Annotated in this window: 11 protein-coding genes; 6 read left to right on the top strand and 5 right to left on the bottom strand. The window is 65.8% G+C overall.

All coding sequences use genetic code 11. The features are described from left to right. Positions 1-88 precede the first annotated feature (88 nt). A complete protein-coding gene (locus ACZ9AQ_RS20195; protein ID WP_429206548.1) occupies positions 89-487 on the top strand; it encodes a glutaredoxin family protein in 399 nt (132 codons plus the stop codon). Between the two features lie 104 nt (positions 488-591). Beyond that, the gene (locus tag ACZ9AQ_RS20190; RefSeq protein WP_429206549.1) at positions 592-786 is read left to right on the top strand and encodes a hypothetical protein; all 195 of its coding nucleotides are present in this window, start codon (positions 592-594) and stop codon (positions 784-786) included. Between the two features lie 66 nt (positions 787-852). On the opposite strand, the gene map is transcribed toward ACZ9AQ_RS20190, so the two are convergent. The 4 genes from map to glnE form a co-directional block, all read right to left on the bottom strand. Next, positions 853-1,620 (bottom strand): type I methionyl aminopeptidase, encoded by a 768-nt coding sequence (gene map / locus ACZ9AQ_RS20185; protein ID WP_429206550.1) that lies wholly within the window; start codon positions 1,618-1,620, stop codon positions 853-855. A 152-nt stretch (positions 1,621-1,772) separates the two neighbouring features. After that, positions 1,773-4,655 carry a TonB-dependent receptor domain-containing protein gene (locus tag ACZ9AQ_RS20180; RefSeq protein ID WP_429206551.1) on the bottom strand — a complete coding sequence of 961 codons (2,883 nt, stop codon included), beginning with the start codon at positions 4,653-4,655 and terminating at the stop codon, positions 1,773-1,775. A 332-nt stretch (positions 4,656-4,987) separates the two neighbouring features. Beyond that, a complete protein-coding gene (locus tag ACZ9AQ_RS20175) occupies positions 4,988-7,879 on the bottom strand; it encodes a TonB-dependent receptor plug domain-containing protein (protein ID WP_429206552.1) in 2,892 nt (963 codons plus the stop codon). Between the two features lie 358 nt (positions 7,880-8,237). Beyond that, on the bottom strand, positions 8,238-10,955 hold the full coding sequence (gene glnE, locus ACZ9AQ_RS20170) for a bifunctional [glutamate--ammonia ligase]-adenylyl-L-tyrosine phosphorylase/[glutamate--ammonia-ligase] adenylyltransferase (RefSeq protein WP_429206553.1): 2,718 nt from the start codon (positions 10,953-10,955) through the stop codon (positions 8,238-8,240). 210 nt (positions 10,956-11,165) lie between these two features. Between glnE and ACZ9AQ_RS20165 the strand changes: the two genes are divergently transcribed. The 3 genes from ACZ9AQ_RS20165 to tldD all read left to right on the top strand — a co-directional run bounded on the left by ACZ9AQ_RS20165 (position 11,166) and on the right by tldD (position 17,705). Next, positions 11,166-15,356 (top strand): YhdP family protein, encoded by a 4,191-nt coding sequence (locus tag ACZ9AQ_RS20165; protein WP_429206554.1) that lies wholly within the window; start codon positions 11,166-11,168, stop codon positions 15,354-15,356. A gap of 1 nt (position 15,357) precedes the next feature. Continuing rightward, entirely contained in the window at positions 15,358-16,155 is a 798-nt protein-coding gene (locus tag ACZ9AQ_RS20160) for a carbon-nitrogen hydrolase family protein (RefSeq protein ID WP_429206555.1), read from the top strand. 89 nt (positions 16,156-16,244) lie between these two features. Further along, a complete protein-coding gene (gene tldD, locus ACZ9AQ_RS20155; protein WP_429206556.1) occupies positions 16,245-17,705 on the top strand; it encodes a metalloprotease TldD in 1,461 nt (486 codons plus the stop codon). Between the two features lie 70 nt (positions 17,706-17,775). Here the strand turns inward: tldD and ACZ9AQ_RS20150 are convergent, their stop codons facing one another. Continuing rightward, positions 17,776-20,643: a TonB-dependent receptor gene (locus ACZ9AQ_RS20150; RefSeq protein WP_429206557.1), complete on the bottom strand. Its 2,868-nt coding sequence runs from the start codon at positions 20,641-20,643 to the stop codon at positions 17,776-17,778. 528 nt (positions 20,644-21,171) lie between these two features. On the opposite strand from ACZ9AQ_RS20150, the gene aroG reads away from it, so the two are divergent. Then, positions 21,172-22,230: a 3-deoxy-7-phosphoheptulonate synthase AroG gene (gene aroG, locus ACZ9AQ_RS20145; RefSeq protein ID WP_429206558.1), complete on the top strand. Its 1,059-nt coding sequence runs from the start codon at positions 21,172-21,174 to the stop codon at positions 22,228-22,230. Positions 22,231-22,385 lie beyond the last annotated feature (155 nt).

The raw sequence follows: 22,385 nt of genomic DNA, 5'->3' as shown, positions 1-22,385 counted from the left end.
GGTAAATGCATGCGACACGCATGTTCGGTTGACAGTGCTTTATGCATATGCGAATTTTGCTGCTCGTCATCTCGAACCGGAGTGGTCAATGCCTGCGAAACTCGCCAGGACGATGGGGTCCTATCTGCTCATGCTTGCCCTTGGTTCAGGCATAGGATTCAGCGTCCCTTACCTGGTCAAGGCATGGAAACCCGCTTACGCCACGGGCGACTACAGCGCTTATTATCCGGATAAAAAAACCAATGTCGTCCTTTACGGTACGACCTCATGTCCCTATTGCATCCAGGCGCGATCGTTTCTGAGAGAACGAAATATCGCCTTTATCGATCATGACGTCGCCAGTTCCGACCAGGGCCGTCGTGAATTCGCCCGGCTCGGCAAAGAGGCCGTCCCGGTGATCCTCGTCGGCGGACGCATGCTCACGGGATTCAACCGGGATCATCTCGAAGCCGCCCTTGTCGAGGCAGGCCACATCGCACGACGTTGAAGGTCTGGCCTGAAGTCTTTCGTATTGTCGTGCCGGGATGGTCGCTGAAGGCGGCGCGACTCCCGGAGTGTCATGCCCGTCATTCTTACATCCAGGAGAGATTCATGAGCAAGAAGATCGCAGTGCTGTTGTTCGCAATCGGGCTCGGTAGCGCAGCCTCGGTATCGGCTTTCCAGCAAGACATGGGCCAGTGCGCATGGACATGTCTCAGGGGGTACCAGGCGTGCGTGGCGAATGGGTATGATGAAACCCAGTGTGATATGGACCGTACGGATTGCTACGCCCGTTGCGGCATCTGAACTGAATTCGGGGACATGCCGCATCGCTGTCGATGCGGCATGTTCTGACTCGACGTTTTCAGGCGCTTACTTCGCCTCTGGCCAGGGCGTCAGGATCTCGTAGCCGTTCTTCGTCACCACGATCATGTGTTCCCACTGCGCCGACAGCGAACCGTCGCGCGTCAGCACGGTCCAGCCGTCATCGAGCTGGATCACGTCTTCCTCGCCAATATTGATCATCGGCTCGATCGTGAAGGTCATGCCTTCCTTGAGCAGCAGGCCGGTGTCCGGGCGGCCGTAGTGCAGCACTTGCGGCTCTTCGTGGTAGACGCGGCCGATGCCGTGGCCGCAATAGTCGCGCACCACCGAGTAGCCGGCGCCTTCGGCCAGCTTCTGGATCGCATGGCCGACGTCGCCCAGGCGCGCGCCCGGACGCACGGCGCGGATGCCGGCCATCATCGCGTCAAAGGTCGTGTCGACCAGCTTCTTCGCCTCAGGACTCGGGGTGCCGGCGAAATACATGCGGCTGGTGTCGCCGTGCCAGCCGTCCTTGATCACGGTGACGTCGATGTTCACGATGTCGCCATCGTTCAGGATGTCCTTGTCGCTCGGGATGCCGTGGCAGACCACGCCGTTGATCGAGGTGCACAGCGTCTTGGGAAAGCCGTGGTAGCCGACATTGGCCGGCGTGGCCTTCTGCACCTTGCGGATGTAGTCGTGGCAGCGGCGGTCGAGTTCTTCGGTGGAGATGCCGGGCACGACGTATTCCTTGATCATTTCCAGCACTTCGGCGGCGAGGCGGCCGGCGACGCGCATCTTGGCGATGTCCTTGTCGTTCTTGAGTTTGATGGTCATATAAAGGGGATCGGGTGCTGCGTGCTGCAGGCAAACCGCCATGATACCGGGTCGGACGCGGGAGGTGGTCTGTGCAAGTAAAAATGCCCGCCCGGCAAAGCCGGGCGGGCATCAGGGAACTCGTCGGGAGGGGGCGCGCAGGCCCCGTTCCATCAGAAGTTCTGGGTGTAGCGGACGTAGAAGAAGCGGTCCAGCGACATGTCGGCATCAACCGACGACGCCGATGCCTGGGTGCTGTACACGATGCGCGGCGACTTGTCGAAGAGGTTGTTGATACCGAACAGGATGCGGGCATCCCAGTTGGTCTTGTAGCCAACGCTCAGGTCATGGATGACAACCGAACCCAGCTTGTTGGCGCCGGTACCGAACGTTGCTTCGTAGTCAGGCATATTGCATTCGAACTCGTCGTAGCAGATGTCCTTGACCGGGCTGTAGTAACGGAAGCCCCAGGTTGCGTTCCAGTTGCCCAGTGCCCAGTCGAAGCTGGTGTTCGACTTCACGCGGTTGTAGAAGTACTCGCCGGCGTAGTTGTTCCACTCCGAATCGGTGCCGCTGCGGGTACGGAACTTGTCGACATACGAGGTTTCGTTACGCATGCTGAACTGGCCGTACGAAGTGCGTGGCAGGCGATACGAGACCGACAGATCCAGGCCTTCGGTTTCCATATTGCCCAGGTTGGCGTTGCCGCGCGACAGGGTGGTGATCTGGCCGGAGACCGGGTCACGACGAATCGCCGAGCAGAAGTTCGGGCTGTTGTTGATGAAGCACTCGTTGGCAACGTAGGTCGCGCTGATCGCGGTGATACGGTTCTCGATCTGGATGTTGTACCAGTCCAGGCCAACGCTCAGGCCAGGCACGAACGACGGGCTGTACACGAAGCCCACGGTCCTGGTCTTGGCGGTCTCTGGCTGCAGGAACGCATTGCCGGCGCCGGAGTTGAAGGCGACGGTCGACTGGGTGCCGTTGGCGCCACCGATCGCGGCGCCAGCCTGGTTCACCTGGCGGTAGTTGGCGAAGGTGCCCGAAGCAGCGCAACGTGCCTGGACGGCCGGGTTACGTGCAGCTTCGCCGAACACGGTGTCGCATGGATCCAGGAAGGTGTCGAACGACTGCGAGCCGCCACCGAAACTGTCACCCAGGGTCGGGGCACGGAAGCCTTCAGCCCAGGTACCGCGGACCAGAACGTCCTTGTGCGGCTTGTACATGAAGCTGGCCTTGCTGTTGTTGGCCACGCCGAAGTTGCTGTAGTCCGAATAGCGGTGCGCCAGGTTGAAGCTCAGCAGGTCTGCGAACGGCATGTCTTTCAGGACAGGAATGTTCAGCTCTGCGTACGCTTCACGCACGGTGTAGCGACCGTAGGTGGCATTGCCTGCCAGGTCGGTCGAGTAGCCCGATTGCTCGAACTGGCCTGGGACTTCCTGGCCCTTCACTTCGCGGTGTTCGAGACCGACTGCCAGACCCAGCGCGCCCGCTGGCAGCTGGAACAGCTCACCAGCCAGGTCGGCGGTGGCGCTGTTGACGGTCGAACCGTAGGTCGACTGGCCGGTCGAGTTAACATAAGCCAGCGCCTCAGGGGTCGAGGCCGATGGGCCGCCCAGGATGTTGAACGGTACGCACGACGTCAGGCCGATCGGCGCGTTAGGGGTGCCGCACTGCACGACGCCGCTGGCATTCATGAACGACGGACCCAGGGCGCGCTTCAGATTCAGCAGGTTGATATTGCCGGTGCCAAATTGCGAGCCGGAGACTTTGTTGTGGTTGTAGCCAGCGCTCCAGTTCCATGCGAGATCCTTCACCATGAATTCACCTTCGAGGGTGGCGTCGATGTGAAGGGTGCGGTTCTCGGTTTCGGTGTTGCGGGTCAGCTCGATGGTGCGGCGGGCGAAGAACAGGTCCTGGCCATTGCCGGCGCCGGCAACCTGGTTGCCGTACGGGTTCCAGTAGCTGTCCTTGTCGACGTAGACCGGATAGCTGGCCTGCGAAGTCGAGGTCAGCGGATAGCCTGCGATCTGCTGGTTCGACTGGCGCTGCGAGTACATCGCGGTGGTCTTGAGGCGCATGTCTTTCGGCAGCGCGATCTCGCCCTTGACGAACATGGTGTCCAGCTTGCTCGGGATGAGCAGGTCCATGTCCTGGGTCGAGTTGTACTTGTCTGCCTGAATCGCGTTCGAGAAGGCGTGATAATTGTTCGGGTTGCGCGGATCTGCGCCGACGCCGACGCCGTCGTAGGTGCCAGTGTGGTTCAGGACGCGGTTGAAGCCGTTCGGGCCGGTGGTCAGCGAGCCGCCGTTGGCCGGGTTGACCGCGGTGATGCGGCCCCATGGACCGGCGCCCAGGCCGTCGAACGCGTGGTCAGGGCCATTGCCGAACGCGGTGATCGCGCGGGTCTGGGTGCCCACACGGCCCTGCTCGGTGTGCGACAGGCCGAACATCAGCGAAGCCTTGTCATCGCCGGCGCCGTAGGTCAGCGAGAAGTCCTTGTTCTTGCCGTCGTTCTTTTCGTTCTGGCCGGTGTACAGCGACAGCTGGCCACCCTGCATGTTCTTCTTCAGGATGATGTTGATCACGCCTGCGATCGCGTCCGAGCCGTAGATCGACGAAGCGCCATCCTTCAGGATTTCCATGCGCTCGATCATGGCCGACGGGATGGTCGACAGGTCGGTGAAGCCATCGACCGACTGGGTCCAGCGCTTGCCATCGACCAGGACCAGCAGGCGGTTGGAGCCCAGGTTGCGCAGGCTGACGTACTGGCCGCCGATTTCGCTGTTCGACGTCAGCGAGCCGGAGCGCGAGAAGTCAGGGGCGCCAGCCGACGACAGGTTGTTCAGGATGTCGCCAACGGTAACCAGACCGGTTTTCGCGATCTGTTCCGCGTTCATGATCTGGATCGGCTGTGCGGTTTCCAGGTCGACTTGGCGAATACGCGAACCGGTCACTTCGACGCGTTGCAGTGGCGCCGAAGCTTCCTGTGCGATCGCAGCGGTCATGCCGAGGGTCATGCCGCCGAGGCAGATGGCACGAACTGAGCGGGACAAGAGTGTTTCCATCATGTTGCAAAACTCCTAGGGGTGAAAGCGCGGCGGCACCGTGGGAAGGGCACTGCCACCGAAAATGTCGCGATGCGACTCGCTGAAAAAAGGCCAACGAAATGATCAATTGACTTTTCAAGGCAGCAATAAAAACACTCGGCATGCATGACTGTCAATGCGTATGCGCTAGCACGGTGAATGTGTTGCAGAAATGTGTATTTATAGGTTGCGGATTTGACACGTAATTGACCTATTGGTCAGCAACTGATCTAAAGTCGGCAGGACGAAAAAAACCCGCCCGGCTTGCGCCGGACGGGTTTTTTAAGCAATTAAATTGCTTAGAAGTTCTGGTTGTAGCGGACGTACACGAAACGGTCCAGCGGCAGTTCCGGATTCACCGAACCCGACGACGATCCACCACCGTAGCTGCTGTTCGCGCTGTAGTTGATGATTGGCTTCTTGTCGAACAGGTTGTTCGCGCCCATCAGGATCTTCGCGTTCCATGGCAGGGCATAGCCCAGCGACAGGTCGGCGAACCACATTTCCTTGTGGCGGTTGTAGCCGGTGCCCCAGGTCACGCGGTCGGTCGGGTTCGAGCAGTCGACGGCCGGGTTGACCGTCCAGCAGCGGTTCTTCTGGCTGCTGTAGAAGCGGCTGGCCAGCGTGGCGTTCCAGTTGCCGAGGCTCCAATCGAGCGCCATGTTCGACTTCACACGGTAGATGTCGTACTCGCCGGCGTATTCGGTCCAGGCGGCAGTGGTGGTGCTGCGGCTACGCCAGGAATCGACGTAGGTGGTTTCGGAACGGAACGCGAACTGGCCGTACTGCGAGCGTGGGAAGCGATACGACAGGCTGACGTCGACGCCTTCGGTTTCCATCTGGCCCAGGTTGGTATTGCCGCGCTGCAGATTGGTGATCTGGCCGCTGATCGGATCGCGACGCAGCTGGCTGCAGAATTGCGGCACGCCCGACACGTAGCACTGGTTGATCACGTAGGTCGCGGAGATCGCGGTGATGCGATTCTCGACCTGGATGTTGAACCAATCCAGGGCCAGCGAGAAGCCTGGCACGGATGCCGGGCTGAACACGATGCCGGCGGTGCGGGTCACCGCGGTTTCCGGAGTCAGGTTCGCATTGCCGGCGCCGGCGTTGAACGGCGTCGGCGACTGGGCGGCGGCGGTGACCTGCGAGCCGGCCTGATTGACCTGGCGGAAGTTGACCGGAACGCCAGCTGCGTTGCAGCGTGCCTTGGTGGCGGCATTGGTCGCGGCATCGCCGAAGCGGCTGTCGCAGGCGTCGAGATAGCTGTCGAACGATTGCGAGCCGCCGCCGAAGGTGTCGCTCAGGGTCGGGGCGCGGAAGCCTTCGGCCCAGGTGGCGCGCACCAGGACGTCCTTGATCGGTTTCCACATCAGGCTGGCCTTGCTGTTCGTGGTCGAACCGAAGTTCGAGTAGTCCGAATAGCGCGACGCCAGGTTCAGGCTCAGCAGATCTGCCATGAACACGCCCTTGAGCAGCGGGATGTTGGTTTCGAGGTAGGCCTCGCGCACGGTGTAGCGGCCGCGGGTGGTGTTGGCAGCCAGGCCCGACGAGTAGCCCGACTGTTCGAACTGGCCCGGGGCATCGTAGCCGCGCACTTCGCGGTATTCCAGGCCGCCGGCGACGCCGACCGCGCCGGCCGGCAGGGTGAGGAGCTCACCGCTGAGGTCGGCGTTGGCGTTGCTGATGGTCGAGCCATACGAACCCTGGCCGGTCGACATCACGTAGGCCAGCGCTTCCGGGGTCGACGCCGATGGGCCGCCCAGGATGTCCCATGGGGTGCACTGGGTCAAGGCGATCGGCGCGCCCGGCGTACCGCACTGGACCGTGCCGGAGGCGTTCATGAACGACGGGCCGAGCGCGCGCTTCAGGTTCAGCAGGTTGAGGTCGCCGGTGCTGGTGGTGGTGCCGTCGACCTTGTTGTAGTTGTAGCTGATCGACCAGTTCCACGGCAGGGTGCGCATTTCGAATTCGCCTTCGAGGGCGGCATCGATATGCAGGGTGTTGCTGCGGTTATCGGTCGAACGCGGCACTTCGATCGTGCGGCGCGCGAAGAACAGGTCCTGGCCGCGGCCCGGGCCGGCCACCTGGTTGCCGTATGGATTGTAGTAGTTGTCCTTGTCGATATAGACTGGATACTGCGACTGGCTGGTCGAGCTCAGCGGATAGCCGGCGATCTGGCGGGTCGAATCGCGCTGGGCGAACATCGCGGTGGTGGTCAGGCGCGTGTTGCCCGGCAATGCGATCTCGCCCTTGGTGAAGATCGAGGTCAGCTTGTTCGGCGACGCCAGGTGCATCTGGTCGGTCGAGTTGTACACGTCGGCGTCTGCGCCGGTGTAGGCATGGTAGTTGTTCGGATCGCGCGAATTCGCGCCGACGCCGTCACCAAGGTAGCTGCCGGTATGGTTCAGGATACGGTTGAAGCCACCGGCGGCTGCCGAGGTGTTCGAGCCACCCGACGCGTTGACCGGCGTGATGCGGCCCCATGGCGAGGCGCCGAGGCCGGCAGCGTAGCGCTGCGGGCCAAAGGTGAACGACGTGACTTCGCGGGTGTTGGCCCAGACCTCGCCCTGCGTGGTATGGGTCAGGCCGAACAGCATGCTGGCCTTGTCGTCGCCGGCGCCGTAGGTGAGCGAGAAGTCCTTGTTGGTGCCGTCGCCTTTTTCGTTCTGGCCGACGTAGGCGCTGGCGGTGCCGCCTTGCATTTCCTTCTTCAGGATGATGTTGACCACGCCCGCGATCGCGTCGGAACCGTAGATCGACGAGGCGCCGTCCTTGAGCACTTCGATACGGTCGATCAGCGCCGCAGGCACGGTCGACATATCGGTGTAGCCGCCGGTACTTGCGGTCCAGCGCTTGCCGTTGACCAGCACGAGCAGGCGCTGCGCACCGAGGTTACGCATATTGATGTACTGGCCGCCCTGTTCGCGATTCGAGGTCAGGACCGAGCCGCGGCTGAACGCTGGGGTGCCGACCGACGACAGCTGGTTGACGATGTCGCCAACGGTCACGAGACCACTCTTCTGGATTTGTTCGGCGTTGACGACCTGCACCGGTTGTGCGGTTTCCAGGTCGACCTGGCGAATACGGGAACCGGTCACTTCGACGCGCTGAAGTGTTTCCTGCGCGATGGCGGTCAGTGAGGGCAGCGCGAGGGCGACTGCCAATGCGATCTTGGTACGTTGTTGCATGTGCTCTCCATCCTGCGTCCCGCCAGTAGCGGAACGACCTTTATGATTAATAATTGCAACCCGTGCGCATGCGGATACCCGTGGATAACGGGCTGTTCCGTAGTGCATACACATCCGTATAAAACCATTCTGCGTTGATTAGTGTCAACGCGTTACCAACGGGTTTTGGTGGCAAAAACAACAGTTATCAAAAAGAAATTAAATGACCAAAAAGTCAGCAATTTCAACAGCTTACTGATGGTGCAATACAGGTGAATTGCCGAGTAGTTTTGGTGCGCGGGTCGAGCATGCGCACCGGGGGAGTGCGCATGCAAATCGATGGGAGGGGAGAGAAGGAGGGAAGAAAAAGTGCGCCGGTTCAGGCGCCGAAACAGGCTTGCCACAGGCGTTGCACGCTGTCCGGGTGGTGGCCGACCAGGCCGGGTTCGACCCGGGTCTTGTCCTGGCCCTGCAGCCGCACGCCGTGCTGGAGCTTGCGCATGGCGCGGTAGGCGCCGCCGACTGCGGCCGCCAGGCCGGCGTCGATCAGTCCCAGTTCGCCGCAGACGCGCAGCAGGGCGATGTTGCCGGCGTTGGCGGTCAGCTGCGGGTAGGTTGACGCGTGGCGCAGCACCAGGTATTGCACGATGAATTCAATGTCGATCATGCCGCCCGCGTCGTGCTTGAGGTCGAAGAGTCCGCTGCGATTGACGTTGGCGTCGCGCATGCGCTGGCGCATGCGCACCACCTCTTCCTTCAGCCGCGCTTCCTGGCTGGAGCGGTCCTTGCGCAATACCTGCTCGCGGATCGCCTCGAAACGCGCGCCGATGGCGGGTTCGCCCGCGCAGAAGCGGGCGCGCGTCAATGCCTGGTGCTCCCACAGCCAGGCCGAATCGTTCTGGTAGCGCTCGAAGGCGGCGACCGACGACACCAGCATGCCGCTGGCGCCGTCCGGACGCAGGGCGATGTCGACGTCGAACAGGATGCCGGCCGCGGTATGGGCCGTCATCCAGGTGATGAAGCGCTGGGCCAGGCGCGCATACAGCGGCGGCGCGTCCTGGTCCTCGTCGTCGTACAGGAAGATCACGTCCAGATCCGACACATAGCCCAGCTCCTTGCCGCCCAGCTTGCCGTAGGCGATGACGGCGAAGCGTGGTTCGTCGCTGTGGCGTCCGTTGACCGTGCGCCAGGCATGCTTGACCACGGCGCCGACGATGGTGTCGGCCAGCGCCGACAGGTGGTCGGCCAGGCGCTCGACCGACAGCTCGCCGGCCAGGTCGAGCGCCAGCAGGCGAAACAGCTGCGCATGGTGGGCTTCGCGCAGGATGTCGAGCTGGCGCTCGGTGTCGCCCGCCGCCTCGTCCAGGTGTTCGTCCAGCAGCGCGGCCAGCTGCCCGAGGTCGCCGGCGCCGGCATTGCGATCGTCCAGCAATTCGTCGAGCAGGATCGGGTGCTGGGTGAGGAAGGTGGCGGCCCAGCCGCTGGCATTGATCATCCGGATCACGCGCTCGAGCGTGTGCGGGTATTCGGTCAGCAGGGACAGGTAGGCCGAGCGGCGCGCGATCGCCTCGAACAGGTCGAGCAGGCGCCCCAGGGTGGCGGCGTGGCTGCCGATCCCGGCCTCGGCCACCACGGTGACCACCAGCGGCAGGGCGGCTTCCACCAGCGCTTGCAGCCGTGCCCGGCTGGCGTCGGGCAGGTTCGACAGGCGCGGACCTTGCAGGGTGGCGGCCAGGCGGCTGGCGGCGGTGCGGGCGTCGTCGAAGCCGAACGCGGCCAGGCGGCCAGAGAGCGCATCCATATTGTCCAGTTCGTCGGCCAGGGCCGGGGCATCCGGGTTGTCGTCGGGTTTTTCCTTGTCGGCGAAGATGGCGTCGAACTGCCCGGCCACGTAGCTGCGCTGGGCGTCGAGCTGCTCCAGCAGGCCGGCTTCGTCCGCGCAGCCCATCATGCGCGCCACCGCCAGCCGGTCGTCGGCACTGGCCGGCAGGGTGTGGGTCTGGGCGTCTTCCAGGTATTGCACCCGGTGCTCCAGATTGCGCAAGAACACATAGGCTTGCAGCAATCGCTCGACCGTCTCTTGCGGCAGCAATTCGCGCTCGGCCAGCAGCAGCAGGGTCTTGCGGGTGGAGCGCTCGCGCAGGGCCGGATCGCGTCCGCCGCGGATCAGCTGGAAGACCTGGGCCAGGAACTCGATTTCGCGGATGCCGCCGCGCCCCAGTTTGACGTTGTGGCTGCGCTCGGGATGCAGGCGCTCCTGGCGCTTCACCTCGGCGCGGATCTGGGCGTGCATGTTGCGGATCGCGTCGATCACCCCGAAGTCGAGGTAGCGCCGGAACACGAAGGGCCGCACGATGGCGTCGAGCGCCGCGATGTCGTCGGGCGCGCCGGTGACGGCGCGCGCCTTGACCCAGGCATAGCGCTCCCATTCGCGGCCCTGGACGATCAGGTATTCCTCGACCATGCCCAGGCTGGCCGCCAGCGGGCCCGACTTGCCGTTGGGACGCAGCGCCATGTCGACCCGGAACGTGAAGCCATCCTCGATCACCTCGGACAGGGCCGCGTTCAGGCGCCGCCCCAGGCGCACGAAGAACTCGTGATTCGACAACTGCCTCTGGCCCGGGCCGGCCGCGGTCTCGCCGTCTTCCGGGTAGACGAAGATCAGGTCGATGTCCGACGAGACGTTGAGTTCGCCGCCGCCCTGCTTGCCCATGGCCAGCACCATCAGGTGCTGGGGGCGGCCGGATTCCTCGCCCGTCGGCATGCCGTGGCTGGCCACCAGCTCGTCGGTGAGGGCGGCGACGTGGGTCTGGATCGCGAAGTCGGCGAACGCCGTCATCGCCGTGACCACCTCGTCGAGGTCGGCCTGAGCGCCCAGGTCGCGCGCCACGATGGTCGACACCAGCAGGTTGCGCACGCGGCGCATGGCCCGTTCCAGCGGCAGGCCCTGGGCCAGTTCGCGCTCCAACAGCGCGCGGAAATCGGCGCCGCCCAGCGATAATGATGACAATGCGGCCAGTTGGGCGGCGCGTTCGGGAGCGGCGTCGAGCCAGCGCTGGACGAAGCGCGAAGCGCAGGCGGGGGAAACTGTGGTCATTGTCGATCCTGTTGGATGCCGGGTCAGTGCCGCCCGGCAGGGAGGGGTTTTAAGGCTCGGCTCATAGGCGATGCGGTAGAATGGCCCGCTCATCGGCACGATACGCTGCCTGGGTCAGCACCGATGGTAAGGTAGACGCCGCAACTGTTGCAAGCGACCTGTTTTATTGAAGAGTTAAATTTACGGCGAGCCTTTGTTATTAGCACCTTGATGCACAACCCGGATCCGCAGGCGTCCACTGCGGCATCGCCGCTCGCCGTGCGCTGGCGGCGACTGCGTGCGGCCTACCGCATGGCCAACCTGGCCTCGCACCACGTGCTCGGCTTTACCATCAAGCTCGTGCTGCTGGTGTATTTCGCGCTCGCCGTGCTGTTCCTGGTGCTGCGCTACGCCATCCTCCCGAACATCGACCTGTACAAGAGCGACATCGAGCGCATGGCCGGCAATGCCCTCGGCAGCCGGGTCACGATCGCGCGCCTGGCCGCGTCCTGGCACGGCCTGCGGCCGGCCCTGGCGCTTGGCGAGGTGCGCCTGCACGACCGCGCCGGGCGCCAGGTGCTGGCGTTGCCGCAGGTCGAGGCGACCCTGGGCTGGTGGAGCGTGGCCGCCTTCGAGCCGCGCTTCGCCTCGATCGAGATCAAGGGGCCGCGCCTGGCCGTGCGCCGCGGGCCGGACGGCGTGATCGAGGTCGCCGGCGTGCGGCTCGACCCCAGCGAGGCCGGCGGCGGCGGCGGCGACTGGCTGCTGCGCCAGCGCGAGATCGTGATCCGCGACGGCCGGGTCGACTGGACCGACGAATTGCGCGGCACGCCGCCGCTGGTGCTGGAAGGCGTGACCCTGGCCCTGCTCAATCGCTGGGGCGCCCACCACTTCGCGCTGCAGGCCACGCCGCCGCGCGCGCTGGGCAGCCCGATCGACGTGCGCGCGCAGTTCCGCCACCGGTTCGGCGAACGGCCGTCGGACGTGCTGCGCTGGAAGGGCGAGCTGTACGCCGACCTGCGCGACGTCGACCTCGGCGCCTGGAAACGCTTCGTCGACTATCCGATCCAGCTCGAGCGCGGCCGCGGTTCGCTGCGCGCCTGGCTCAGCTTCGACCAGGCGCGCCTGGCCGGCTTCACCGCCGACCTGGCCCTGGCCGGCGTCAATGCGCGCCTGGGCAAGGACATCGCGCCGTTGCAACTGGCGCGCGTGACTGGCCGCCTGTCGGCGCGCGAGGAATTGCTGCCGAACGGGGCCGACGGCAAGCCGACCTTCGGCGCCCACGGCCACACGATCCGCCTCGACCACTTCGCCGTGGTGGCGCAGGGCGGCCGCGCGCTGCCGCCGGCCACGCTGGAACAGACCTGGCGTCCCGCGCAGGGCGGCCAGCCGGAACGGGGCGCCCTGCGGGCGCGCGGACTTGACATCGGCGCGCTGGCGGCGCTGGCCCAGTACCTGCCGGTCACGCCGGTGCAGCGCCAGCTGCTGGCCGACTATGCGCCGCGCGGCATGCTGCAGGACGTCAGCGCCGAATGGGACGGGCGCTATCCGAACGTGAGCGGCTGGCGCATCCGCGGCGACGTCGCCGATCTGGCCCTGAACGCCGTCGCCGCGCGCCCGGCGCGAAACGCCCAGGGCGGCGTCCCGGCGTTGCCGGCGCGGCCCGCCACGCCCGGCTTCGAGCACCTGAGCGGCCATATCGATGCGAACGAACGCGGCGGCAGCGTGGCGCTGGACTCGAAGGGACTGGCGCTGTTCATGCCGGCCTGGTTCGCCGAGCCGCGCATGCCGTTCGACCGGCTGGCGCTGAAGGCCGGCTGGAAGCTCGAGCCCGGCAAGCAGTTGCAAGTCGAGGTCGACGAACTGACGTTCCGCCAGGGCGAGTTCAGCGGCGAGGTGACGGGCCGCCACGTGCTGCCGCTCGAGCCCGGCCACGGCCCTGGAACCGCCGACTTCCGCGGCAGCCTGGACGGCTTCGCGATCGGCCAGATCGGGCGCTACCTGCCGCTGGCCACCCCGCACAGCCTGCACGAGTGGCTGGTCGGCGCGCTGCAGGGCGGACGCCTGCGCGACGCGAGCCTGCGCCTGCGCGGCGACCTGGCCCATTTCCCGTTCCACGCCGCCAACGCCGCCGAGCGCGCGCGCGGCGAATTCCGTGTGGCTGGGCGGCTGGAAGGGGCGCGCCTCGAATACGCCCCCGGCCACCGGCATCCGGACGGCACGCCGCTGTGGCCGCTGGCCGAGGCGATCGACGGCAGCATCGCGTTCGACCGGGCGCGCATGGAGATCCACGGCAAGACCCTGCGCACCCTGGGTGTGACGCTGTCGAACGTCAAGGCGGTGATCCCCGACCTCGGCGCCCACGACAACATGATGCTCGAGATCGACGGCCAGGGCGTCGGGCCGCTGCAGGAATTCCTGCGCTATGTGGCGGTGACGCCGGTGCTGGACTGGACCGGCCACTTCACCGAGGATACGCGCGCCAGCGGCAACGCCAGGCTCGGCCTCAAGCTGCGCATGCCGCTGTCACACATGGCGGACACCAAGGTGCAGGGCAGCCTGCAATTGCAGAACAACGACGTCAGCCTGTTCCCCGAACTGCCGACCCTGCGGGCGGCCCAGGGCCGGATCGATTTCCATGACCATGGCTTCGGCCTGGAGGCGATCCGCGCGAACTTCCTGGGCGAACCGGTCACGGTGGCCGGCGGCACCCAGCGCGACGGCAGCACCCGGGTGCTGCTCGACGGCGTGCTGTCGGCCGAGGGCATGCGCCGCACGGCGCCGGCGCCGGCGCTGGGGCGCCTGGCCGAGCGCCTGTCGGGCAGCACCCACTACACCGGCACGATCGTGCTGCGCGAAGGCCGGCGCACGATCGCCATCGACTCCAGCCTGTCGGGCCTGGGCATCGAATTGCCGCAACCGTTGAACAAGGCGGCCGGCGCCAGCCTGCCGCTGAGCTTCGTGCTGGAAGGCGCGCCGGCCATGGCCGGCCTGGGGCGCGACGAGATCCGCGTCGGCGTCGGCCCGAACCTGGCGGCGCGCTACCTGCGCGAGAAGCAGGGCAAGGGCCCATGGCGGGTGACCCAGGGCGGTATCGGCGTGAACGTGCCGGCGCCGCTGCCGGACGAAGGCATGATGGTCCACGTCGACTCCAAGGCGCTCAATATCGACCACTGGCTCGCGGCCGGGCGCGCCATCGCCGGCGCGGACGCGGGTGCGGACGCCGGCGCCGCCTTGCCGGCGCCGGGCGCGATGGCCGGACCGGCGGCCGGCGCCGGCAGCGGCGCCGACTTCACCCAGTACATCCTGCCGACCGTGCTGGCCGGACGCATCAGCGAACTGACCATCGGCGAACGGCGCGTGGCCGACGTGGTGCTCGGCGCCACCCACACGCGCGACACCTGGCAGGCGAACCTGCATTCGCGCCAGGCCAGCGGCTACCTCACCTGGACCGAGACGCCCAGCGGCCTGGGCAAGGTCACGGCGCGCCTGGCTTCGCTCACGATTCCCGCATCGGCCCAGGCCGACGTCAAGGACCTGCTGGAGTCGAGCCGGGGCGCCAGCGCCACCATCCCTTCGCTCGACATCGTGGCCGAACAGTTCGAGCTGTTCGACAAGCGCCTCGGCCGGCTGGAGCTGCGCGCCAGCAATGTGCGCGCGCTGGCGGGCCGCGAATGGCGCATCGACCGCGTCCTGCTCGCCAATCCGGACGGCCAGCTGAAGGCCAATGGCCGCTGGCTGACCAAGGATGGCAAGAGCAATACCAGCCTGAATTTCGCGCTCCACATGGACGACGCCGGCAAGCTGCTGGACCGCCTGGGCTTTCCCGGCACGATCGGGCGCGGCAACGGCACCCTGACCGGCGACGTCTCATGGGCCGGCCTGCCGTATGCGATGGACATCCCGAGCCTGTCGGGCCAGATCGAGATGAACGTGGAGTCGGGCCAGTTCCTCAAGCAGGACCCGGGCGCCGCCAAGCTGCTGGGCGTGCTCAGCCTGCAAGCGCTGCCGCGCCTGCTCAAGCTCGATTTCCACGACGTGTTCTCGGAAGGCCTGGCGTTCGACGGCATCAGCGCCAACGCCATGATCCAGCGCGGGGTGGTGCGCACCGACAACCTTAGAATGCATGGGGTGGCGGCCACCGTCCTGATGAACGGCAGCGCCGACATCGCCAACGAATCGACGAACCTGCGCGTGGTGGTGATTCCGGAATTCAACCTGGGCACCGGGCCGCTGGTGTATGGCCTGGCGGTCAACCCGGTGATCGGCCTGGGGGGCTTTCTGGCCCAGCTGTTCCTGCGCGCGCCGGTGATGAAGGCGCTGACCTATGAAATGCAGGTGACGGGGCCGTGGAAGGCGCCGACCATCACGAAAATCGACAACCCGGCGGCGCCCGCCGCCGCATCAGCCACGAAGGAGTGATATGACGACCGTAGCCGCGATCCAGATGGTTTCCACCCCCGAGGTCGGCGCGAACCTGGCCACCGTGCGCCGCCTCGTGGCCGAGGCCGCCGGCCGTGGCGCCACCCTGGTGGCCCTGCCCGAATACTGGCCGATCATGGGCATGCATGACGCCGACAAGGTCGCGCACGCGGAGCGGCCGGGCAGCGGCCCGATCCAGGATTGCATGGCCGCGCTGGCGCGCGAACACGGGATCTGGCTGGTCGGCGGCACCTTGCCGCTGGTCTCGCCAGAAGCCGGCAAGGTACTCAACACCACCCTGGTGTACGACCCGCAGGGCCAGGCGATGAGCCGCTACGACAAGATCCACCTGTTTGGCTTTAACAAGGGGACCGAATCGTATGACGAGGCGCGCACCATCGTGCCGGGCGAGACGGTAGGGGTGTTCGATGCGCCGTTCGGCCGGGTCGGCCTGTCGGTGTGCTACGACCTGCGTTTTCCCGAACTGTACCGCGCGATGGGCGAGTGCGCCCTCATCATCGTGCCGGCCGCCTTCACCCACACCACCGGCCGCGCGCATTGGGAAGTGCTGCTGCGCGCGCGCGCGATCGAGAACCAGTGCTATGTGCTGGCCGCGGCCCAGGGCGGGCTGCACGTCAACGGCCGCCGCACCTATGGCCACAGCATGCTGGTCGACCCCTGGGGCGAGGTCAAGGCGGTGTTGCCGGAAGGCGAGGGCGTGGTCGCCGGCGAACTCGATCCGGCCTACCTGGCCGGGGTGCGCGAAAGCTTGCCGGCATTGCGCCACCGCAAGATGTAACGGATGGCAGGGACGCGTCCAGCATGCGTCCAATGTGAAAACACTGGATATGGCACAATGACCTATCCCAGAAAATACCGAACGCCAACATGACTCCATTCGAACCGAACCTTTCCTCCATCGCCGTCGCCCGCGACGTGCTGTTGACGCCATTCGGCCTCGACGAGGGCAAGCTGCTGCGCGCGCTGGGGACGATGTTCACGCACAAGGTCGATTACGCCGACCTGTACTTCCAGTTCACCAAGAGCGAAGGCTGGAGCCTGGAAGAGGGCATCGTCAAGACCGGCAGCTTCTCGATCGACCAGGGCGTCGGCGTGCGCGCCATCTCGGGCGACAAGACGGCGTTTTCGTATTCCGACGAGATTTCCGAGCGCGCGCTGCTCGACGCCGCCACCGCTACCCGCACCATCGCGCGCGCCGGCGCCGGCCGCATCAAGGTGGCCGGCAGCGCGCTGCCGACCGGCGGCCGCTCGCTGTATTTGCCCAACGACCCGCTGGCTTCGCTCGACGCGACCGCGAAAGTGAAACTGCTCGAGCGCGTGGAAAAGATGGCGCGCGCCAAGGATCCGCGCGTGGTGCAGGTGATGGCGGGCCTGGCCGGCGAATACGACGTGGTGCTGGTGGTGCGCAGCGACGGCGTGCTGGCGGCCGACATCCGTCCGCTGGTGCGCGTGTCGGTCACCGTGATCGCCGAGCAGAACGGCCGGCGTGAAGTCGGTTCCTCGGGCGGCGGCGGCCGTTTCGACTATGCCTATTTCAGCGACGAGGTGCTGGACCGCTACGCCACCGAGGCCGTCAAATCGGCCTGCGTCAACCTCGAGGCGCGTCCGGCCCCGGCCGGTCCGATGACCATCGTGCTGGGACCGGGCTGGCCCGGCGTGCTGCTGCACGAGGCGGTCGGCCACGGCCTGGAGGGCGACTTCAACCGCAAGGGCTCGTCCTCGTATGCCGGCATGATCGGCCAGCGCGTGGCAGCCAAGGGCGTGACCGTGGTCGACGACGGCACCTTGCAGGACCGCCGCGGTTCGCTGAACATCGACGACGAGGGCAACCCGACCCAGTGCACCACGCTGATCGAGGACGGCATCCTGAAGGGCTATATCCAGGACACGATGAATGCGCGCCTGATGAAGATGCCGGTCACCGGCAATGCGCGCCGCGAATCGTTCGCCCACCTGCCGATGCCGCGCATGACCAACACCTATATGCGCGCCGGCGACAAGGACCCGCAAGAGATCCTGGCCTCGGTCAAGAACGGCCTGTACGCGGTGAATTTCGGCGGCGGCCAGGTCGACATCACCAACGGCAAGTTCGTGTTCTCGGCCAGCGAGGCCTATATGATCGAGGACGGCAAGATCACCTATCCGGTGAAGGGCGCGACCCTGATCGGCAACGGCCCGGAGGTGATGAACCGCATCTCGATGATCGGCAACGACATGCGCCTGGATTCGGGCGTCGGCGTGTGCGGCAAGGAAGGCCAGAGCGTGCCGGTGGGCGTCGGCCAGCCGACCCTGCGCATCGATGGGGTGACGGTGGGCGGCACGGCCTGATCCGGCTTTCGCCACGTCGATAACGAACGCCCGGCCGCGCGCCGGGCGTTTTGCCTTTCGCACTGTTGCATCAGAATGAGTAGCGCGCCCCCAGCGTGAAGAAGCGGCCGATCGCGCCGTAATAGTCGAGCGGGTTGTACGACACCGCGCCATAGGTCAGCGGATCGAGCGGCGCCTGCTTGTCGAACACGTTCTGGATCGAGCCGAAGACTTCCCAGCGCGCCTGCGGCTTCCAGCGCAGCACCAGGTCGACCGTGGTGAACGAAGCCAGTTCGCAATCGCTCGGCGCGTCGTCGCCGTTGGCGAACTGGCTGGCGCAGCCTTCGGGATCGTCCTTGAAGAAGGTGTTGTCGATCGAACCCCGGTAGTTGAGGTTGGCCGACACGCGCCAGTTGGCGCGTTCCCAGGTCGCGCGCAGGTTGGCCTTGTGGTCCGGCGTGCCCATGCAGTTGCTGACGTCGCAGTTGCCGTGGGTGCCGGCATAGTCGCGCGTGGTGCCGTCCCGCTCGGTGCGTTCCCATCGGTCGAGGAAGGTGTACTTGACGTCGAAGGTCAGGGTACCCCAGTTGTTCGGCAGCCCGAAGCCCTGGCGCGCGTCGAGGTCGATGCCGCGCACCTCGGTCTCGGCCGAGTTCACGTATTGCGCCAGCACCGCCGTGATCGCGCCCGGGTCGCCAGGAATCGTCGGCACCGCCGTGCTCGGATCGCGCGCCACGTTGCCGGCGGCGATCGAGGCATCGATCTGCTCCTGGTTGATTTCGTTCTTGCGCTTGATGTTCCAGAAATCGATCGAGAAGCTGGTGCGCGGCAGCGGATCCCAGATCGCGCCGATGTTCCAGCTCTTCGAGCGTTCCGGGCTCAGGTCCTGGTTGGGCGAGGTGATGACCGCCACCGAGGCCGGGCTGCAGGCGGTCTGCACGCCCAGCGCGCAGCGGGCCGGATCGGTGGCGTTGGCGAAGGCGGCCAGGCCGCCTTGGCCGTTCTCTGCCGGGTTCGGGGCGCGGAAGCCCTTGGCCCAGGTGGCGCGCAGCGCCAGCTCGCGGCGCGGGGTCCACTTGACGCCAACCTTCGGGGTCCAGGCGTCGCCGACGTCGGTGAAGTGGTCGTAGCGCATGGCGCCGGTGAGTTCGACGCCCGGCCATACCGGGGCCAGCACTTCGCCGTACAGGCCGGTCACGTTGCGCTGGCCGTCGTAGGCCGAATAGCCGAGGCCGATGATGTTGCCGCGCTCGGTGCCGGTGGTCGGTTCGAGCCACGCCGATTCGTGGCGGAACTCGGCGCCCAGCGCCACGCCGACGGGGCCGCCAGCCAGCTTGCCGATCTCGCGCGTGGCCTTGAAGTCGACCTGGGCGATCTCGGTTTCGGCGTCGTTCGAGATGGTCGGCGACAGGGCGGCGTACACGGCCGGCGAATTCAGGCCCGCGCTCTCGGCGATGCGCCAGTAGGTGCCGCCCGGCAGCGCGCGGTAGCCGGGATTGGCCTGGGCCGCCGCCACGTTCTCGGGCGACGGATCGAGCAGGGCGAAGGTGGCGTCGCGCTGCAGGTAGCCGCTGCGCTCGCTGTCGACCTTGCTGCGCGAATAGAGCAGCGAAGTATCCCAGTCCCAGGCGCCGCTGGTGCCGCGCGCGCCGAACAGCGCGCGGACGAAGGTAGAGGAGATGTCGTTCTGGCGCGGACCGACGTCGAAGGGCAGGTAGCGCAGCCGGGCGGGGCGGCCGAAATACGGGTTGTCGGGGTGCTCGGCGCCGAGCTGGACGCCGGCGTTGCTGACCGGGCCGCCCGGATAGCCGACGTTGGCCGCGATCGGGTTGGGGGTGGTGCTGGACTGGGCCAGGCTGTCGTACAGATTGAACTCGGCATAGGCCTCGGTATTGTTCTGCAGCCGGAGCGTGCCGCGGCTGTACAGTGTCAGGTATTCGCTGTCGGGCTGGATCTGGTTGTACAGGAAGGCCGAATCGACCAGGCAGCCGCCGCCCGGATCGCCCTGCGGGTGGTTGGTGAAATTGCTGCACGCGGCGCCCGGGAAGGTGCGCGTGAACCCGGTCCCGGCCAGGTTGCCGCGGTTGTAGTAGTCGAACGTGTCGGGATTGCGCACATTGCCGTTGATGGCGTTGCCCGACTGGTTGTTGCCGGTGATGGCGCCGGTGCCGCCGAAGCCTTCCTGGGCCGAATAGCCCCAGGGCCGCAGGTCGACCTTGCCGATGTAGTCGCGGTTGCCGCGGTCGCGGTACCAGATTTCTTGCGTGTGCTTGTACTCGACGTTGAACAGCACGTTGTAGCGATCGGTCTCGAGGTCGCCGATGCCCCAGGCCAGGGCCAGGTTGTGTTGCTGGCCGTCGCCGGCTTCGCCGGTGCCGATCAGCGCGCGCGCGCTGGTGCCCTGGAAGTTGCGGCGCAGGATGATGTTGACCACGCCGGCGATCGCGTCCGAACCATAGATGGCCGAGGCGCCGTCCTTGAGGATCTCGATGCGCTCGACGGCGTCGGTGGGGATCACGTTGAGGTCGGCGAACACCTTCTGGCCGTCGTCGGCCAGGCCGTAGGGCGCCATGCGGCGGCCGTTGAGCAGCACCAGGGTCGATGACGTGCCCAGGCCGCGCAGCGAGATGCCCGAGGCGCCGGCCGCGAAGCCGCTGCCAAAGCTCATCGGCACCGAGCCCTGGTTGTCGACCGCCAGGGTCTGCAGCAGCTCGGCCACCGAGGTCTTGCCCGAGCGCTCGATGTCGCTGCGGTTGACGGTGAGTACGCTCGACGCGGTTTCTGCCTGGGCGCGGCGGATGTTCGAGCCGGTGATCTCGACGCGGGCCACGGGAGCGGCCTCTTGCGCGACGGCAGGGTGGGGCAGGGCCAGCAGCACGGGGCCGGCGAGCGCCAGGCCGGCGGCGCCGCCCCCCGCGAACAGGCGGCGCACGGAACGGGAAAGCAGGGTTTCAGTCATGGTCCGACACTCCAGTGGATGGAAGGATCCGGATCGCCCGCGGGTGGATGGCTTGACCCTTATCGCAGATCAATTTCCTTGGCACCTCTTAGTACCTGTTCATGTCTGCGATCAACACACGCGGCAGCCGGGCTTGAATTGACTGTTGCATCGGCAGCCATGGCCGGGCTGAGGTAACGCAAGCTGCGCGCAAGATGAGGGGGTGCGGATGCGCAGGCTCCGATCGGCATGTCAGTTTGCTGCAACCGATTGTTGTCTGTACAACTGTGGAACGCGCGACAAAAGGCTTGCCAACTTTCATGCCTTGTTGTTATAGTCGATTCGACCTAACCCGGACGACACCATGCGCCACGCTTTCTTTACCCGCTTTTTTTACTTTAGCCATTCCAGCCCCTGGCGGTGGAGTAGCGGCGGGTACGCGCAGTAGAACGTCCCGGCAGCATCCAGACAAACCGCCAGCGATGGCGGTTTTTTTATGTCCAGTCCTGAACAACACACGCACAGAACAGCACGAAAGGGAGTCCCAGCATGCCCCGCACCGACGATTTACGCATCCGTGAAATGAAGGAACTGACGCCGCCCTCGCACCTGATCCGCGAGTTCCCGGTGACCCCGCAGGCCGAGCAGACCGCAAGCGGCGCGCGCGTCGACCTGCACCGCATCCTGCACGGCCAGGACGACCGCCTGATGGTGGTGATCGGGCCTTGCTCGATCCACGATCCCAAGGCGGCGCTCGAGTATGCGCGCAGGTTGGTGAAAGAACGTCAGCGCTTCGCCGGCGAGCTCGAGGTCGTGATGCGGGTCTATTTCGAGAAGCCGCGCACCACGGTCGGCTGGAAGGGCCTGATCAACGACCCGTACATGGACAACAGTTTCCGCATCAACGACGGCCTGCGCATGGCGCGCGAGCTGCTGCGCGACATCAACGAGATGGGCCTGCCGGCCGGCACCGAGTTCCTCGACGTGATCAGTCCGCAGTACATCGCCGACCTGGTCAGCTGGGGCGCGATCGGCGCCCGCACCACCGAGTCGCAGGTGCACCGCGAGCTGGCTTCGGGACTGTCGTGCCCGGTCGGTTTCAAGAACGGCACCGACGGCAATATCAAGATCGCGACCGAGGCGATCAAGGCCGCGTCGCAACCGCACCATTTCCTGTCGGTGACCAAGGGCGGCCACTCGGCCATCGTCTCGACCTCGGGCAACGAGGATTGCCACATTATCCTGCGTGGCGGCAAGGCGCCGAACTACGATGCCGCCAGCGTCGAGGAAGCATGCCGCCAGATCGCCGCGCTTGGCCTGGCCAGCCGCCTGATGATCGACGCCTCGCATGCGAACAGCTCCAAGAAGCCCGAGAACCAGGTGCCGGTGTGCGCCGACATCGCGGCCCAGATCGCGGGCGGCGACGACCGCATCGTCGGCGTGATGATCGAGTCGCACCTGGTGGCCGGTCGCCAGGATCTGGTGCCGGGCAAGGAACTGACGTATGGCCAATCGGTGACCGACGGCTGCATCGACTGGGACACCAGCGTGGGCGTGCTGGAAGGCCTGGCGGCGGCGGTGCGCCAGCGCCGCTTGCGGCAGGAATAAACACGAGCAATAAATACGAGCAATAAGCACGAGCACGACAATGAAAAACGGCGCACCGAGTGAACTGACCCCGTAAAGTTGGACGGTTGGTCTCAGTGAAGTGCCGAGGGCTGGGTTCTGTATTGAACAGGACTCAGCCCTTTTAGCTTCATCTT

Source organism: Massilia sp. UYP34 (assembly GCF_056279385.1).
Note: the sequence above shows the minus strand (reverse complement) of the source record. Positions and strands in the feature narration are given on the sequence as shown.